This is a genomic window from Flagellimonas sp. S3867, from assembly GCF_014698935.1.
In the GTDB taxonomy this organism is placed as follows: domain Bacteria; phylum Bacteroidota; class Bacteroidia; order Flavobacteriales; family Flavobacteriaceae; genus Flagellimonas.
The window spans coordinates 1,108,838-1,126,407 of sequence record NZ_JACVMN010000001.1 but is presented as its reverse complement, the minus strand read 5'-3'; the positions used below and the strand labels follow the sequence as shown (position 1 = coordinate 1,126,407).

Genomic DNA, 17,570 nt, shown 5'->3' with positions numbered 1-17,570 from the left:
TGTTGTTACGTATTGCGGCCATATCAGAGGGAAGGTATTAGGTAGAGGTTTCTAAAAAGGGCATTCTCGGCGCCATTACCCTCCAATCGCAATACCAGATGCGTATTGGTAAAGGCTGCGGCGTAGGTCAATTTTTGGTTGTTTCCTGTGTCTGCAAGGGTAAGTATACCATTGGCCAATGTCCATGAACCTCCACGTTGTGGTCTGCCGGTTGATTTCATTAGGTAGGTTCCGTTGCCCAAAAAGACAAACTGACGTCCTTGATAGAAAGTGGTCACCTGTTGTTTTGTAGCGGTTTCCATACCGCTAAAACGAGCCAATCCCTTACCTTCTGCAGCTTTAGCTGTAGTGGAATAGTCCAAGGTCCACCCTCCGAGCAAGGGATTTTGTGGTTTGCTTTCTTGTCCGTTTGAGGACAAGGTAAATAGTAGTATTAAAGACAAGGTCAAAACAACCTTTCTTATGATATTGATTGGTATGATAAACATTTTCATGATGATTGTTTTTTATTGTCCTTCGTAGTGGTATTGATAATCGGTGACCAGATTATTATCTTCATCCCTGATTTCTTTCAGACGGTTATTGCTGTCGTAGACATAATTTATGGTATAACCACTAGGGTCGGTGATGCTTGTCACACCTACCAAAGGATCGTAGGAGTAGGTAGTTATAAGAGCACCGGATAACCCTCTGAGCGCATTCTCCTCAGCGGTTGTCAGGTTTCCGTCCCCTGCATGAAAACCAGTGCTAAATTCTGATAGCGCTTCAATCTGAGACCTTGTTGCGTTCTCTACCTTTGCTACGGGATACATTTTATTATACCCCCATATATAACTAATGGGAGGACCATTCGCCTTGGATGCCTCAAGCACATTGCCATGATCATCGTAAGCTTTATAGATGATTCTATCTTCTTCTGTATTGGTTGAGACATTATAGGTCCCTTTTAAGGATTTTACAAATTCAGGCATGACCAAATCGGTAGTCCATTCTCTGTAGTTGGTTCGTACGCGAGATTCGGCCAACACTGTTCCCCCACTATTTTTAATTGTAGTTTCGGTCTGTATGGGTTCCGTAACACGGTTCAGACGGGTAGCGTTATTTGAATCATATCTTCTAAGTCTCTGAATGGCATCCAATTCAGGAATGGAAAGAAAAGGTTCTCCCAAACCACTTGTGCTCTGTATATCATCCGGGTAATATGTTTTCACTGTGACCGTATTCCCGGAACTTTCTGTGGTCTCCGTTTTAGTGACCTGCATATGGGTAAGGTTCTCATAGAAATAATCTGTGGTGGTCACCACCGGATTCAGCCCACTATCATCGTATTGGGTGTTTATGGTCTTTTTAAGTGTCCTTCTCCCCATTTCGACGTCCCCAATCTGATAGCAAAACTGTAAGCTACAAAAATCAAAATTCTGGTCATAAGGATTGTCCGTAACACTCCAAACGGTTTGGTTGGAGTTAACCCCGGTAGAGAAAATAAAATTATTGGGTATGGTAAGAGGGGCAATAGTCTCGTATTCATTCTCCACCTTAGAAAGCAAGATATCTGAGCCATTTTCTGTTTTATAGGTTTCCTCTTTGAGCAGTTTTCCTCTTTTCCATTTATTGGTTTTATAGAATGAAAATTCCTCTAAACCATCCAAAGCCTTATATATGAGTGGTCTTACAAAGAGATCACCAAGATCATTGTTGGGACCTGCATAATTAAAGTTATAATTGAAACTTGTATGTTTAAATGGAGAGGCCGGGACCACGGAACTGAGAACCCTGGTGTTTGTAACATTGTCAAAATAGGAAACCATTTTACCCTTTTTTTCCAGGGTGACCGGATCTTCGTCGTATTCGGTCACCGTTCCATATTCGATGGCAGGTTCACCTCCCAAGTTGTTATTAAAATGTGGCGAAGAGGAGACACGGGTCTTTAAAATGAAATCGGTTATAGAGAAGAATTTGCGTACATAACCCCGGTTTCGTATTGGCTGAATCAAATTAGGCTGTGCATACTCATATTTTTTAACGCTCACCGGTGTGGATGCTGTTCCGTCATAATTAGTGATGGATTTTATCCGTAAGCCCCCGATCAATTTTTCTACCTGCTGGGTTCCATTAGGTTCGTCCCAAGTAAGTGTAATACTGAGTGTGGAGCAACCATAGGCGCCAAAAGGCCCATACCCTGTGTCATTAGCCTTTATTGTATGTAAACCTGGATTAAAAATGTTAGCTACAAATGGATCAGGATCCAAATCTTGACCAAAAACCAAACCAATGGTCTCACTATACCCATCCGAACTATCGCTACCCCCTCCATTACTATCTGGGGTTGGACGATAATATTGATAACCATCTATGGAAACATAAGATTGGTTTGATCCCTGCGAAGTTACCGGACTCAGGAAAAGGGTCATTTTGATATTTGTGGCATTTGAAGGAATATTGAAGTTGACCTCTTCGTCATAGTGTGGGTATGCAGGGTCGGTGCATTCGGTTCCAAATGCCCTGGCCACTTTGGTTTTGGTATCCCATACAGGATCTGTGGTAAGTAACCTATTGGCTTCATGCTCAAATATGGTATGTCCTCCTGTAGGGTAGGTGATTTTTTCCAAGACAGCGGCTTTCATCTTGGATTCATTGACCTCCCTATTTCCATTACCCAAAGTATAGGTCACTATATTTATGGCTTCAACAGTTGTTGTTGTTTCCGGTAGAAGTGTTCCGGTGTTGTTATTGGGATGCCCCCAAGAATCCATTGCTGTGGTACCCCTTTTGGGCAAAAGGGTACTATTGTACTCAAAACTATGGACTTCTCCCGTGCTGGCCGACGGTCCCCGGTACATACTTAAGAGTTTCAGTGATTTTTCTCGGCTGTTCTTTTGTCTTGTGGTATTGAATTGCGAACCGGAATGATCATAGTCTTTGGAAAAAACGCCGCCTGATCTGGTGAACTCACCATAGGTAAAATGATATTCATCTATCATCGTACCACTGGGACTTCCATCATCCATATATACTTTTATCGCATCTAATTGATAATCATCGATAAGGTCATTACGATTTAAGGTTGATTCAAATTTGATGTACCCGTTACTAAAGGTGATTTCATCTAAATACTTTTTGCTGATGGTGGAGTATTCATAATTTCCAGTGCTTAAATTGGCGGTAGCATTGGAGGTCGTAATACCTGGTGTCCCAAGAACAATACTTTCAGTAGCGGCCAGAGCATATTCATCTCCTCCAGTTCCCGATTTATAGCGAAAGGAAATAGTGTGTTCCCCATCCTTGGAAATCACTTCGGTGAGATACCAAGCAGAGATAAAATTTAAGGTATAGAAAGGATCATTTAAATTTGAATCTGTGACTTCTGTTGCAATGCTGCCATCACTTCCTTTACCAAAAATCAGCGTTGTTCCGTCTTCAAGAACAGCATGTATTTCATCTACCGAAATGACTTTAATTGCTATAGGAGAACCATCTTCAAAAACTGCTTTAAAGTTTTGGTCCTGATCAAAATAAAAGGTGGCACTTCTGCCCAGGGCATTTAAAACATAGGCATCGGGTGCAGTGTCCTTTGTACCTAGGGTCACCCCGTACATATAATCCCAGTTTGTTTGACTGAAAGTGGCATTTTCAATATCGAGGATGGTTCTATCATAAGCTAAATCCGGTAATCCTTTAGTATTTCTTACTATGGCCCCACCAGCATTGAGAGACCAACCAAGCCCTACCCATGAGGCAAGGTCGTTTAATCGTACCCCTGAGGTGTTGTAGCTTATGCTTATGGGAACACTTAGTCCCTTTTCCGATAATGTGTAAATGGGAACGTTAACACTAGCGGTCCCTAAATTCTTATTTACTGGATATAATCCAAAACTCCCCAAGCTAGCCGCATTAGGAGATACCGGATGATAATTTGGTAAATCGAATGAAGATTGCTGCGTGTAGGAGACGATTGTAAACAACATGGTCAAAAGACAGACCAAGGTTTTTTTGGGTTCTTTTTGGCGGATTCGTTTTTTCATTTTTAACTGTTGATTTGATTGCTATATTAATAGTGTGTTCAAAATGCCGTTTTAGATGAAATAATATTTGTAAGTAATCTTATGGAATTTTGTAAGTAAACAGAAGAAATCACAAAGGATTTTTGCGTCAATTTATAAATCGATATAAATTGTAGTAGTTCGAACGTCCGAATTGGACGCATATAGGAATATTACCCTGTTTTATAGTATGCTTTCCGTGAATGAATTTGCCTTATTGGGAACTTAAGGTGTGTAGTTATAGATAAAGTAATTACGATTGAGGAGGTGATTAATGTCATTTTAAGCTACAATAATATTAGGTATTTAATTTCTACTATGTAAGAAAATTAGTTATTATATTTAAAACAATTTCGTATATATTTGTGAATATTGCTTATTGATCACTAAGCTGTATAATATAAATGGCTTAAAACCAAATCTTTGGAATTGAATTTGGTTGTGGATAAGTTTTTGTTGTTGATAGCCCACATGAATTGGTTACTTCCGAGAACCTATCTGTAATTTATGTTCAATCCCGTCCTGCATGAAGTTTTGAGGTGGAGATAATTCTTGTAATAAGTGAATTATATTTTCTAACTTACTTATAATTTAACGCAAGTTGTATTAAATAAAAAGTTACCTGTTCGGTTACCTCTAAGAAAGATATTTTTTGGAAGTATTGTAAATAAAGGGATGGAAAGGATTGGACATCTACCTGTCATCCCGACAAACCACTTTTCAGTGGGTATCAAGGCACTGTCAACTAATAGTTGATGGTGCTTTTTATTTTTATTACATTCAGATGATTTTAAGGAAAATGACAACCTCGATGTTCGTGCAAATGAGAGTCAATTGCATAGTAACTCCAGCACCTAGGAAAGGAAATATTGCCCAACAAGAATTTTCAAACTCTTGAGAATCTGGTGAAAAAGACGTTAAATACTATTATAAAGATAAGAAACTGACCAAATGAGTAATCAATCACCAACCAGTAATTCATTAGTTAAAAAACTACTTGCTGCTGTGTTGGCATTTGGTCCTGGAATTTTTGCTATTGGCTATACCATCGGAACAGGGAGCGTTACCTCAATGATTGTTGCCGGTAGCACCTATGGGATGCAGCTTTTGTGGGTTCTGTTACTTAGTTGTTTTTTTTCAGGGATTCTTATATATGTTTATGGCAATTACACCTTAATAAGGGGTGAAACAGCCTTATTCGCATTTAAAAAACACCTGAAATATGGTAAGCTCATTGGTATTCTCATTATTATTGGAATCGCTTTTGGTCAGTGGAATTCTTTGATGGGAATTATGGGCCTTTCCGCAAATATCATTTATGAGATATTTGCGATTTATTTTCCGCAAATCACCGAAGTCAAATATGAAGCGGTCATAGTCATTGCCGTGGTGGTAATCGCTATTTTTTATGCCCTTCTTCTGGTAGGCAAATACACTTTCTTTGAAAAAATTCTTGTCATTTTTGTTACCATAATGGGGCTTTCCTTTCTCATATCCCTTTTTATGGTTTACCCATTACCTTTGGATGTGGTGCGCGGACTTGTTCCTAGTATTCCTGAAGTACAAGGTGGTAAAATATTGGTGGCCGCATTTGTAGGAACGACCATGGCCGCTGCAACGTTTTTATCACGTCCACTTTTTATAAAAGGCAAGGGTTGGACGATTAAAAACTTGAAAGAACAAAAAAAGGATGCTATTGTGGCCGCAATCTTGGTCTTTGTAATAAGTGCCGCTATCATGGCGGTTGCTACCGGAGCACTCTTTTACGAAGGAAAACCGGTAACCCAAGTTTTGGATATGGTAAATACCTTGGAACCGGTTGCCGGGAAATTTGCGCTGACCCTGTTCTTTTTTGGAACCCTAAGTGCTGGGCTTTCCTCAGTTTTCCCAATTTTACTGATAGTTCCTATTTTAATAGCTGACTACCAATCGGGGGAATTGGACACTAGTTCCAAGCAGTTTAAGCGAATAACTGCCTTCGCTTGCTTATTTGCCCTGATTGTTCCCATATTTGGATCAAACCCTGTTGAGATGCAGATTATCTCTCAGATTTTCAATGTTTTTGTATTGCCCTTGGTTATCATTGGGATTTTATTACTAATCAACAACAAAAAATTGATGCAGGCCCATAGAACAGGTCTATGGATTAATATTGGACTGATAGCTGCATTGTTCTTTTCCTTGGTTATTTCTTACAATGGGATAATGGTTTTAACCAATTATTTCTAGAAAATGGACTGAACCAATTTGGTTTTATTTTAAGAGAGTGTTGATTTAATATGAATTAAAAGGGCCAAAAGAAAATGCGCCAGCCTTGGCTGGCGCATTTAACATCTACCAAATTTGGCATTTCCTCCAAACTAGCCTAGAGCAAGTTCAACCTACGAAGTACTCCGGTTTTTTTAGATTTCTCCTGAGCATCTTTATGTCGTTTTTCCTTCGTTTGCTGGGAAATCTTTTTTTCGATTCTTTGAATTTGTCTTCCCAAAAACGCGTCAAAATCTTCATTGAGGGTTTGCTCTCGTGCAACTTTCATTGCTTTGATGGCCTCTGTATACTTCATTTGCGCCTCGTTTATAAGACCTAGGTAGTAGTGCATCAAAACTTTATCGGTAGCACGGACTGTAAGTGCATAATCAAGCAATTTTTTGGCCTCTTCATAATCCTCGTTCAAGAACAAGGTATAGGCATAGTACAGATATATGTTCGGGTTGTTCATATCCGCGGCCAAGGCCTCTGCATAATATTCCTTTGCAGTCTCATAATCACCCAATTGTTCGCTGTAAACTCTTGCCATCAACAAAAGAGCTGTAGCATTTTTGGGTTCATAAGACAGGGCATAGTTCAAGGCTTCAACCGCTTTTTCCAATTCATATGGGTATGCCTCCAATGCTTTGAACAGGTATATGTTATAATTTGTTCTTTCCATGACATTTTAGTTTGTGCATTTTGGACACAGCTATGCTGCCCCAACAATGCGGTTTTCCTTTAGATTTCGGAATGGTTATATCGGATGGATATAAAAAATCCGAAACACTCTGGTCGAATGCTTCGGATCTTCTTGGAGTCTAAAACTCCCTTATGGCAAGAACCGAAGCGTTCTTAATGATCCTTCTTTGATCATTCGGCTTTTAAAACAATTTTGATGTAAAAGCATAGCTTCGTTTTTGTTGTTACTATTCTGTTTTGTCGTTTTTGATTCGATGGGGCAAAGATGAAATCAATTTTTGAATTACACAAACAAATATTGAAATTAATTAATTGAAAACCAGTTAGTTATGTTAATTTTAAACAATAGTGACCCTGTCCGCTTTTCAGCAGATTCTGAACTTTTTACAATCGTCTGTCTGTCAATTGTTTTCTGTTTCACTTAGCTATTGTTATGTGGTTTTATTTTTCAAACATATTTTGAAAATTTCCATAAAAAAAGCGCCCAATTTTGGTTGGACGCTTGTATATGGTCTTAAGATTTGTTTTAAATCAACATAAAAACCTATTTAAACTAGACACATCACGTCCCTTTCGCGAGAATATTTCCATTATTCTGCGATTGTCGCACCGACCAAACAGTGCTCCGGGTTTGTTATGTACACTTATATTTTTCATTTGTGGTGCAAATATGCAATTAATTGCACTAAGTTTCCAGAATTAAAAAAATGTCGCCCTTCCACTTAACCGGCCAAAAATGGGATAGAGGTTGGTGGATGAAAATTACCACACTGAAAGGAATAGCGGTTGTAAAGAAAAACAGCAACCCATAAAGAGCTGCTGTTGTTGGTTGTTTGAAGTCAAAAAAACTATTTTAATGCACCACTGAATCTTTCACATGTAGTTTTTTTTCAAAATAGGTTTTATTAACTTCAATATAAAATGAATCCTTATCCTTTAGTTTTTCTTTATGGTATTCGATTGCTATACCCCTTAGAGTTTTATCTCCATTTGTTTTAAACCATTTTCCAAATGGAACTAAATATTTGCTGTCTATTTCTGAGTCAAAAACCCCAGCATTTAAAGAATCTATGGCAAGACTGTAAAAGGTATCAAGTTCAATTTTCTTCTCATTTGCAAATTTTTCTTCCAGGTTATTTTCATAGCCCTTTGATAATAGCACATAAAAACCTGAATCTTCATACTCAAAAAGATTTGCTCTTAAGTAAACCGCTGCCCTTAAAGGTTCATTTAATGGGATAGTGTCTTTATTGAATAAAAATTCAACAAATTTACTTTTACTAAAAAGGGTGTCCCCAGATTTGTCAAAGGCCCAACTTTGATTTAGATATTCGTCTTCTTCAATCTCAAAATACTCGTGTACCTCCTTTAAATATGATGATTTATCGTAAAGTGACCATTTTCCAACTCTATTGTTACTTTTGCTAATGTATCCTTCTGATGTAATTCTATTATCAAGATCAAAGTTCTTTTTATAAATCTGATTACTTTGATAATATGTTTTATATACAATTAAATTCTCTATTTCTTCACTATAAAATGTTGAAGAATCAATCTGGTCACTCATGTTATAATAATGTTGAGCCATAAGATAACCATTGCTATAATACTCTTTTCCATTTCTCTTCGAGCATGACATTAGGCATGCTAAAAATAGAAGATAAAAAAACAGCTTACTTTTTGTAAATATCATTCGCCAGGTTTAATAATTTTAATACGGCTATGTACTTACTTACACTCAAAAGAACCATCAAAAAAGTCATGCAGTGTAATTTCAAAATATTGGCAGAGTTTCAAGATGGTAGATAATTGAACATCTCTTTTGCCCTGTTCAATTCGTGAAAATTGGATTCCGGTATCATTAAGAGCTTCTTCTTGGGTAACGTCCTTAATTTTTCGCAATTGTTTGACTCTTTTTGCCAAGCTTTTAAGTAGTTGCTCTTTGCTCTCAGTTTCCATACAGGCAATTTCAGGTCAAAATTCAATTTATGTAACAACCGTTCAGTTGTTTTTACTTAAATTTGACTTACCCCGCGATTGAATTTGAACAACCCAAATCTTTAATTATGACCAAAGCAGACCTATTTGAGACCCTGATCGATTTTCTTGATCAAGAAACGGGAACCACCCTAAAACTCAGCTTTGCCCAGTTGCAAATTGATATGTATCAACACGGACATTATCTAAAAACCATCCTACGGCCCAATGCTAGATTGGTATTGTATAAGCTGAAGGATCAAAATTTTGCCAAAATAAAAGTGGTGGACAACCTGGTATTTCCCTTTTGGTTTTGGTTTGAAAGGCCTTCGTTCTCCCAGGAATACCATACCAAGATGTTAAAACTGTCCCGCCCCTTGGCCGATGGCACTTTGGAGATACATGCCGAAAAGTTGTGCTTACAGTTTACCATAGATGCACCACAGAAAGACTTAAAACTTATGATAAAGCACACCTATACTGAAATAGTACATTGAGGAGATGATTTTTAATAAACTCCTCCACTTAACGAGCTAAAAAGGGTAGAGGGGTTGGGTGGGTGAAAAAACAGCAACCCATAAAGAGTTGCTGTTGTTGGTTGCTAGACTACAAGTTGGAAACTAGCGGCAACGGGATTCTTATGTTCTACTATTGAGAACATTTTTTCTGTTCTCTGGTTAATTTCTTCTGGACTCTTTTGGTAGTTCCTCCAGGATATTCATACTCATATGTGTAATTTTTATTTGGTAATGGGCAATAAAGTTTGTTCAGTAGGGAATCATAAAATGATTTTATGTAACTTAAATGTGCAGAAGTTGATTTTGTTTAACGCAACCTATTGTATAAAGTACTTTTGTTTACGTTTGCTTAAACAAAGTAATACTCGACTAACTTGGAATTAAATTTTGTGAACAAACTAGGGCACATTCTTTTCATAATCACACTTACCCTATGTAGTATTGGGGTTTCACAAGAACTCTCTCCCATACAAAATTTCTCTCCTTCGGCATACGGTTCTGAAAGTCAAAATTGGGCAATAACACAGAGTGTTGACAAAACCATTTATGTGGCCAACAATAACGGGTTGTTAGAGTTTAATGGTGCTTCATGGACCCTATATGCTTCCCCGAACGAATCTATAATAAGATCGGTCAAGGCCATAGGGTCTAGGATTTATACAGGTAGTTACAAAGAGTTTGGCTATTGGCAAAAAGGAGCATTGGGTACATTGGAATACACCAGTTTATCTGCTGTAATAAATGATAAATTACTTCAAGATGAGGAGTTTTGGGGAATTCTCGAATTGGGCGAATTCGTTGTTTTTCAATCGCACAACCGTATTTATGTATTAAACATAGAGGACCATTCTGTAAATATTATTGATTCAGATTCTTTTTTACCCAAAATATTTAGAGTGGGCCAAACCATTTATTTTCAAAAAATGGGCCAAGGAATATTTAAGATTGAAAATGGTAGGGATGAGCTGGTCCATGATTTAACACCGATAAGAGATGATGAGATAATTAATATATTTCAAGAAGAAGGTAATTTGCTCGTTCTCACCAAACAGAATGGCTTTTATACGATCCAAAACAGTTCAATTGAAAAATGGGAAATTGAAGCATCGGAGCTTTTGTCGGAAATAAGTCTTTACAGCGGCATAAAACTGAAAGGGGGTGGATTTGCCCTGGGAACCATATCACATGGTTTATTCCTTATCGATGGAAAAGGAAAAATTATAGAGCAAATCAATCAAGTCAAAAGTTTACAAAATAACACGGTGTTGTCCTTATATGAAGATATCGATGACAATATCTGGCTGGGCCTTGATGTTGGAATAAGCTATATCAATAGCGGTTCGCCATTTCGTATTTATTCGGATAGTAAAGGCTTATTAGGAAGCGTTTATGCTTCGGCCTTAAAGGAAGGTAATCTGTATTTGGGTACTAACCATGGTCTTTTTTACAAAAAGGTTAATGAAGAGTCCGATTTTAAATTTATCGAAGGCACTCAGGGACAAGTTTGGTCATTGGAAGTTATCGCTGGAAACCTATTTTGTAGCCATCATACAGGAACCTATGTGGTGGAAAACGACAAAGTAAAAAGAATTTCAGACGTACAAGGTACTTGGAAGGTAGGGGAGATTATAGACCACCCCAACCTTTTATTACAAGGAAACTACGATGGGCTATATGTTTTAGAAAAATTTAATGATACTTGGCAGTTAAGGAACAAGATTGAAGGGTTTGAACATTCAGCTCGCTATTTTGAAGTTTTTAAAAAAGGGATTTTTGTCAATCACGAATACAAAGGTGTTTTTAAGCTGCAATTGGATGAAACTTTTTCCCGATTAAAAACTTTGGAGATTGATACATTGATTAAAGGGTCCAATTCTGGAATTGTAAAGTATAGGGGAGATTTGCTGTATGCTTATAAAAAAGGAGTGTTCAAATATGATTGGAACCAAAACAAGTTTACTAAGGATACCTTTTTAAGCAACCTTTACACAGAGGAGGAGTATGTTTCGGGCAAGATGGTATTGGACCAAAGCAATGGTCATTTATGGACATTTTCCAACTCTAATATTGGATTTGTGCCAGCAGGTGGATTGGGTAGTACGCCAAGCATTAGACAAATTCCGCTTACCGAGGACATGAGAAACGGCATAATCGGATACGAGAGTGCTACCGCTCTCAACAAAGACACATATATTTTCGGAGCCAGGTCTGGATATTTTACAATAAACATCCATAATTTCCAAGACAGTGAATTCAATGTGAACATCGCCACAATCAAAAAAGCGGGCAAAAATCGAAGCGAAACGGAGAAAAGCTTACTGAATAAAAATTTAGACGGAGATTTTCACAATACCGAAAACAGTCTGGAATTTTCATATTACGTTCCCACCTACAACAAATACATTAAACCTCAATATCAATATATGATGGAGGGTATTTACCCGAACTGGAGTGATTGGACAAGAGATTCATCAGTCGCTTTTGAAAACCTTCCACCCGGCGAATATAATTTCAAGGTAAGGGCAAAAATTGGCGAAGAGATTTCCAATAATATCGCCTCCTATAGTTTTAAGATTGCGCGACCTTGGTATGGTTCAAATCTATTTTTGATCATTTATTTAATAGTGGTCATTTTAGGTTCAATTGCAATACATAATGCGTATAGAAGGCACTACCACAAGCGTCAACAAAAACTAATAGAGAAAAACCAGCGTGAAATGGCTTTGGCCAAGGCCAAAAACGATAAAGAGATCATCAAACTTAAAAATCAGCAACTAAAAGAAGAATTTAAAAGCAAGAGCAACGAGTTAGCGGCCTCTACAATGAGCATCATTAAAAAGAATGAGTTATTGACAAGAGTGAAAGAACAATTGGCAGCTAGTATGGAAAACAAAGAATCTGTGAAATCCATAATTGGGATTATTGATAAGAACTTGAAACAAAATGATGATTGGGAATTGTTCAAGGAAGCTTTCAACAATGCAGATAGAAAGTTTTTAAAGAAATTAAAAAATGCCCACCCCAATTTATCCCCGAATGACATAAGATTGTGCGCCTATCTTCGCCTTAACTTGTCCTCCAAAGAAATAGCCCCCATGTTCAATATTTCCCCCCGAAGTGTTGAGATAAAGCGTTATAGACTGCGTAAAAAGATGAATCTATCCCATGATGATAACCTAGTGGATTACATTCTTAAGCTCTAAACTACAGCACAACCCTCTATTCACCTCAACATTACCTATACAACACCGACTTTCTGCTAATACTTCAATTTCAATAGCGTCCCTCAAACCCTTTAAAAACAGGGTTTTTGAGAATTTGTCAATAAAATTGAAAATTTATTGAAGTGTATATTTTTTGTTGAGGTACTTCTTGAGGATTTCCTATTTAATTAAGATAAGTTTAACCATCCGAAAAACGGCTGCTGGCAAATCAATGGCTAGCTGTGTTGGACAACTTTCCATCAGTTCGGATAAACTTAAACTAAACTCTACTATGAAAAATTATCTATTCAGATTATTACTTTTCTTGGTTGCCTTCGGTGCATTTGCACAAGCAGATAAAGTATCTGTTGTTAGCAATGAAGAAGGAATGAAATTGGTCGTCAATGGCGAAGATTTCATTATCAATGGTATGAACTGGGATTATATTCCCATTGGAACCAATACCGTAAACGCAAATTTCTGGAAAAAGTCCGATGATGTCATTAAGGCAGGACTCGACCATGAGATGGCACTCCTTAAAAACATGGGCGTAAATGTTATTCGTCAATATACTGGCGTCCCCGCTAAGTGGATTCGGTATATCTATGAAAATTATGGAATCTACACCATGCTTAACCATTCATTCGGCCGTTACGGACTGACCTTGGACGGAGTTTGGACTCCAGTGACCATTTATGATGACGAGAAAACGGCGGAGTTTTTACTCCAAGAAATGGAAGAATTGGTCAAAGGGTATAAAGACACCCCTGGATTACTACTGTATTTATTAGGAAATGAGAATAACTACGGTTTGTTCTGGGCAGGAGCAGAAACCGAAGATTTTCCCGATGATGAAGGGAGGATACAATTTATAGGTGAAAGTCGAGGCCGACCCATGTATAAGTTAATGAATGAAGCTGCCAAAAGAATGAAAGCCATGGATGCTTCGCACCCAGTGGCCATTTGTAATGGAGATGTCTTGTTTATTGATATTGTAGCTGAAGAATGTAAAGATGTAGATATCTACGGAACCAATACCTACCGAGGTGTTTCTTTCGGGGATATGTTTCAGGTAGTACAAGATAAACTTCAAAAACCAGTGATGTTCACAGAATTTGGAGCGGATGCATTCAGTGCCAAAGAGAATAAGGAAGATCAATATTCCCAGGCCTATTATATGGTAGGTAACTGGAGAGAAATCTATGAAAATGCCGCTGGAGTTGGTAAAGTTGGAAACTCAATAGGTGGTTTTACCTTCCAATTCAGTGATGGCTGGTGGAAGTTTGGTTTTGATGATAGAAAAAATGCTGACCTCCATGACAACAATGCTTCTTGGTCCAATGGTGGATACTCAAGAGACTTACCAGGACCGGGAGAAAACAACATGAATGAAGAGTGGTTTGGTATCTGTGCCAAAGGACCAACTAGCGAAAGAGGACTTTACGAATTGTATCCCCGCGCCGCTTATTATGCGTTAAAAGATGCGCATCAACTAAATCCTTATGCAGACGGAACCGATTTAAGTTTCATTGACAACTATTTCAAAGGAATTGAGCTCACTGGTGCGGTGCTCAGAGCTCGCGGAGATAAAGCCGCTTTTGAAGCTACACAAGGAGGGAAAATTAGAGTAAGCCAATTAAGAGCTGAGTTTACCACCTTTAATACAGGAGGAAAACTAATTACAACTCCAGCCATCGCAGATCCTGATTCAAATTCTTTTCCAGATCAAAGAGGTTTTGACCATATGCAATCCTATTATGTAGGTGTAGAAGGACAACCTTCTTCCAATATGAGAGCTAATATCAATTTCAATGTGTTGGGCAATATTGCGCAAAATCCGATTAATGAGATTTTTTACGAGAATGTTGGCCGACCGGTAATTTTAGAAACAGATGGCGATATAACATTTGACGACCCTAATAGAGTAAGAGTGTATAATGCTGAGTTCGATTGGCAAACCAAGGATGCAGATATAAGAGGTTTTTACAGAACCGGACACTACCATTGGGGTTATGAAGGTGATTTCTTTGGACTATACCCAGAAGCCAATTACGGTCCTAATTTGGACTTGTATAATGGTGAGATACTCGGTTTGGAAGTAGATGGGAAAAAGACCTTTAAAGGATTAAAAGCAGCATTTGGAGATCAATTATGGTGGGGCGCAAACCCGGCAATTTTGTTCAAATACACTACGAAATGGAAACACTTCGATATAACTGGTGTATATCATGAAGATATTGGACAAAGACGTAATGCCGAAACTTCAGGAGCTATTCCATTACCTAAAACTCGAAGAGCAACTCTTCATGTTGAAAGAGAGTTTGGCAATTTAGGATTAGAAGTTGGTGGTATTTGGGGTGGACAACCACTAAATGGACGTGAGTTCCAATTTGTGGAAGGCGGACCAGGAAATTACATTATATACACTGACGAAATAAACACCGATGACAATTGGGGAGCAAAAGCTAAAATCACATATTCAAAAGGTAAATTTAATTGGTATGCCCTTGGTGCTTCAACGGGATTGGTAGCTAATGGAGGTGTTGACCAAACCAGAACATTTACTGGTTGGAAGTTAAAAGATAACGGAAGCGGGAACCAAAACAGTTTCCTTTCTGGATTTACCTATACATTCGGAAATGTTCAAATAGCGCCTAACTTTTTATGGCAAGAACCTTTGGTAGGTCCTGTACCAGGAGATGCAGGAGGCCCTGCAGTACTTAGAAATGTACAAGACGACCCATTTGCCGTTCGAGGGAATAGGAAAACAACAGCAGGAGAACTGTTATTGACATTTGACCCTACTCCCGGTTCTTGGTTTTATGAGTGGGATAATGACCGTAGCGAAGATGCCAAACTGGCCTTTAATTTAGGTTTTGTATTCCGACACCAGCCTACTACTATGGACGCTGCAATTGGTTTTAACGCAGATCGTAACCCTTTTGCATTCCCGAACTCTGTGCCTGCCAAAGATCTATGGGAGGCTAGCTCGCGAATTGTATCCAAGGTAAGTCCAGATTTGGCGTTGATTGCCAACATATATGGTGGTAATGCCCAAGCAAATGGTAGTGATTCTAGAAGTATAGAAAGATTCGGCGGTGATATTCGAGTGATTTACAAAAAATGGAAATTGGAACATGCTTTCAAGGTAAATGATTGGGGTCCTTATGATTACCATCGTGATTTTAACCTTACCTATCCAGTACAGCTAATGTTGGATATATCTACCTCTTTAGGGAAACCAGATTGGTTTATCCTGCCAGATACCAAAATTGGAGTAAGGGGCATATGGCGTTCACTTGATGAGTTTTCACCTCGTTATGCACCCACCGCCGTACCACCGAATACTTTTCCGCCGGTTCCAGTATTAAGCCCTGTTGGATTTGACGAGGGTCAAGAGTGGCAGATCAGCACATATGTTCACATCAATATAGGAAAATAAAAAAATGGATATGAAAAATATAAAACAACAACATATGAAAACCATCTTTTCAATATTGGTTTTTATGGCACTAATAGGTTGTGAGAGAGAACTCTCGAATGATGCGGAGTTTGCAACATTCTCAACAACAGGAGAGGTGTTTACCGATTTACCAATTGGTCTTGGCAGTGACTTTTACTTTCCATTTTTGGGATCAAAGGCTACAGCATTTTCAGTAGACGAGTTTGTTGCTTATGAAAGTGGTGCATCCATGCGTTTCGATGTTCCAAATGCAAATGACCCAGAAGGAAACTTTGCCGGAGCCATTTTTAGAATAGAAGGTTCAGGTAGAAACTTGACAGAGTTTGATGCTTTGACCTTTTGGGCCAGAGCTTCACAAGGAGTTAACATCGGAGAAATAGGATTTGGTCAAGATTTTGGCGAAAACAAGTTCCAGGTTACCCGAACAAACGTATCCTTGGGCACCCAATGGGCAAAATATGTTATACCGATTCCAGACCCATCTAAATTGACAGAGGAAAGAGGAATGCTTTGGTATTCAGCAGGAACCAATGAAACAGGTGGTTTTGGATATACCTTTTGGTTAGATGAAGTAAAGTTTGAAAAGTTAGGTACCATTGCTCAGGCACAGCCAGCAATTTTAAACGGAGTGGATGTTGAACAAGACGCCTTTATCAATATTCCTATCACCATTTCTGGACTTACGCAAACTTTTAGCACAGCCAGCGGAAATATCACAGTTAATACAACGCCTTCGTACTTCGACTTTCAATCAACCAATGTTGATGTGGCAAGAGCGAACGAGCTTGGGATTGTATCTGTGGTAGATACAGGTGAGGCAACAATTACTGCATCCTTGGCCAATGTGGCCGCTGCGGGCTCTTTGGCACTTGATGTTTCCGGCACGTTTGATTTTGCACCAACACCTCCCACCAGGAACCCTGACGATGTTGTTTCCATATTTAGTGATGCCTATACCAATGTGGCGGTGGATTACTACAATGGATTCTTTACAGATGGCTTTCAAACAACAGAAGGTGGTGCTCCTCCAATTGATGTCAATGGCGATATGGTTATCAACTACACAGTTTTGAATTTTGTTGGTATAGGAACTTTCCAAGATGTTGCTCCTGTCAATCTAACCGAGATGACGCATATTCATGTGGACATCAAAGTAAACGAAAGTATAGATTCAGGTGATTTTATACGATTACAGCTGTTGAATTCCGTAGGGAACAATGAAACATCCGGTGATTATACCATTGATGGCGCTGCGCTAACAGCAAATCAATGGGTTAGTTTGGATATACCACTTGCTGATTTTAACGGCTTGGGAGATCGCTCGCAGATTGGACTGTTGTTCTTTATTTCGGATGCTACTATAGCCGACATTTTCGTGGACAATATTTATTACTACAGGTAGCAAACTAATCTCAAACAA

The 17,570-nt window shown here is 38.5% G+C and carries 10 protein-coding genes; 5 read left to right on the top strand and 5 right to left on the bottom strand.

The window, feature by feature from the left end:
- Positions 1-23 precede the first annotated feature (23 nt).
- Both IAG46_RS05020 and IAG46_RS05015 read right to left on the bottom strand, forming a co-directional pair.
- On the bottom strand, positions 24-494 hold the full coding sequence (locus IAG46_RS05020; protein WP_190809220.1) for a hypothetical protein: 471 nt from the start codon (positions 492-494) through the stop codon (positions 24-26).
- Positions 495-506: 12 nt separating this feature from the next.
- Positions 507-4,022, bottom strand: coding sequence for a hypothetical protein (locus tag IAG46_RS05015; protein WP_190809219.1), 3,516 nt, complete (start codon positions 4,020-4,022; stop codon positions 507-509).
- 969 nt (positions 4,023-4,991) lie between these two features.
- Between IAG46_RS05015 and IAG46_RS05010 the strand changes: the two genes are divergently transcribed.
- Positions 4,992-6,269 carry an NRAMP family divalent metal transporter gene (locus tag IAG46_RS05010; protein WP_190809218.1) on the top strand — a complete coding sequence of 426 codons (1,278 nt, stop codon included), beginning with the start codon at positions 4,992-4,994 and terminating at the stop codon, positions 6,267-6,269.
- A 136-nt stretch (positions 6,270-6,405) separates the two neighbouring features.
- On the opposite strand, the gene IAG46_RS05005 is transcribed toward IAG46_RS05010, so the two are convergent.
- The 3 genes from IAG46_RS05005 to IAG46_RS04995 all read right to left on the bottom strand — a co-directional run bounded on the left by IAG46_RS05005 (position 6,406) and on the right by IAG46_RS04995 (position 8,948).
- Entirely contained in the window at positions 6,406-6,969 is a 564-nt protein-coding gene (locus IAG46_RS05005; RefSeq protein WP_190809217.1) for a tetratricopeptide repeat protein, read from the bottom strand.
- A gap of 873 nt (positions 6,970-7,842) precedes the next feature.
- Positions 7,843-8,556: a hypothetical protein gene (locus IAG46_RS05000; protein WP_190809216.1), complete on the bottom strand. Its 714-nt coding sequence runs from the start codon at positions 8,554-8,556 to the stop codon at positions 7,843-7,845.
- 161 nt (positions 8,557-8,717) lie between these two features.
- Complete coding sequence (locus tag IAG46_RS04995; protein WP_190809215.1) at positions 8,718-8,948, bottom strand: helix-turn-helix domain-containing protein; 231 nt, start codon at positions 8,946-8,948, stop codon at positions 8,718-8,720.
- A 107-nt stretch (positions 8,949-9,055) separates the two neighbouring features.
- Here IAG46_RS04995 and IAG46_RS04990 point away from each other — a divergent pair, with 107 nt between their 5' ends.
- The 4 genes from IAG46_RS04990 to IAG46_RS04975 all read left to right on the top strand — a co-directional run bounded on the left by IAG46_RS04990 (position 9,056) and on the right by IAG46_RS04975 (position 17,552).
- Positions 9,056-9,463 (top strand): hypothetical protein, encoded by a 408-nt coding sequence (locus IAG46_RS04990; RefSeq protein ID WP_190809214.1) that lies wholly within the window; start codon positions 9,056-9,058, stop codon positions 9,461-9,463.
- 410 nt (positions 9,464-9,873) lie between these two features.
- On the top strand, positions 9,874-12,687 hold the full coding sequence (locus IAG46_RS17810) for a triple tyrosine motif-containing protein (protein WP_190809213.1): 2,814 nt from the start codon (positions 9,874-9,876) through the stop codon (positions 12,685-12,687).
- A gap of 292 nt (positions 12,688-12,979) precedes the next feature.
- A complete protein-coding gene (locus IAG46_RS04980; protein WP_190809212.1) occupies positions 12,980-16,129 on the top strand; it encodes a glycoside hydrolase family 2 TIM barrel-domain containing protein in 3,150 nt (1,049 codons plus the stop codon).
- 34 nt (positions 16,130-16,163) lie between these two features.
- Complete coding sequence (locus IAG46_RS04975; protein ID WP_223826582.1) at positions 16,164-17,552, top strand: carbohydrate-binding protein; 1,389 nt, start codon at positions 16,164-16,166, stop codon at positions 17,550-17,552.
- The last annotated feature ends 18 nt before the right edge of the window (positions 17,553-17,570 follow it).

What these genes read in the sequence shown, in the direction of transcription:
- IAG46_RS05020 (WP_190809220.1), bottom strand. Translation starts at nt 494, where the DNA reads ATGAAAATGTTTATCATACCAATCAATATCATAAGAAAGGTTGTTTTG.
- IAG46_RS05015 (WP_190809219.1), bottom strand. Translation starts at nt 4,022, where the DNA reads ATGAAAAAACGAATCCGCCAAAAAGAACCCAAAAAAACCTTGGTCTGT.
- IAG46_RS05010 (WP_190809218.1), top strand. Translation starts at nt 4,992, where the DNA reads ATGAGTAATCAATCACCAACCAGTAATTCATTAGTTAAAAAACTACTT.
- IAG46_RS05005 (WP_190809217.1), bottom strand. Translation starts at nt 6,969, where the DNA reads ATGGAAAGAACAAATTATAACATATACCTGTTCAAAGCATTGGAGGCA.
- IAG46_RS05000 (WP_190809216.1), bottom strand. Translation starts at nt 8,556, where the DNA reads ATGAGTGACCAGATTGATTCTTCAACATTTTATAGTGAAGAAATAGAG.
- IAG46_RS04995 (WP_190809215.1), bottom strand. Translation starts at nt 8,948, where the DNA reads ATGGAAACTGAGAGCAAAGAGCAACTACTTAAAAGCTTGGCAAAAAGA.
- IAG46_RS04990 (WP_190809214.1), top strand. Translation starts at nt 9,056, where the DNA reads ATGACCAAAGCAGACCTATTTGAGACCCTGATCGATTTTCTTGATCAA.
- IAG46_RS04980 (WP_190809212.1), top strand. Translation starts at nt 12,980, where the DNA reads ATGAAAAATTATCTATTCAGATTATTACTTTTCTTGGTTGCCTTCGGT.
- IAG46_RS04975 (WP_223826582.1), top strand. Translation starts at nt 16,164, where the DNA reads ATGAAAACCATCTTTTCAATATTGGTTTTTATGGCACTAATAGGTTGT.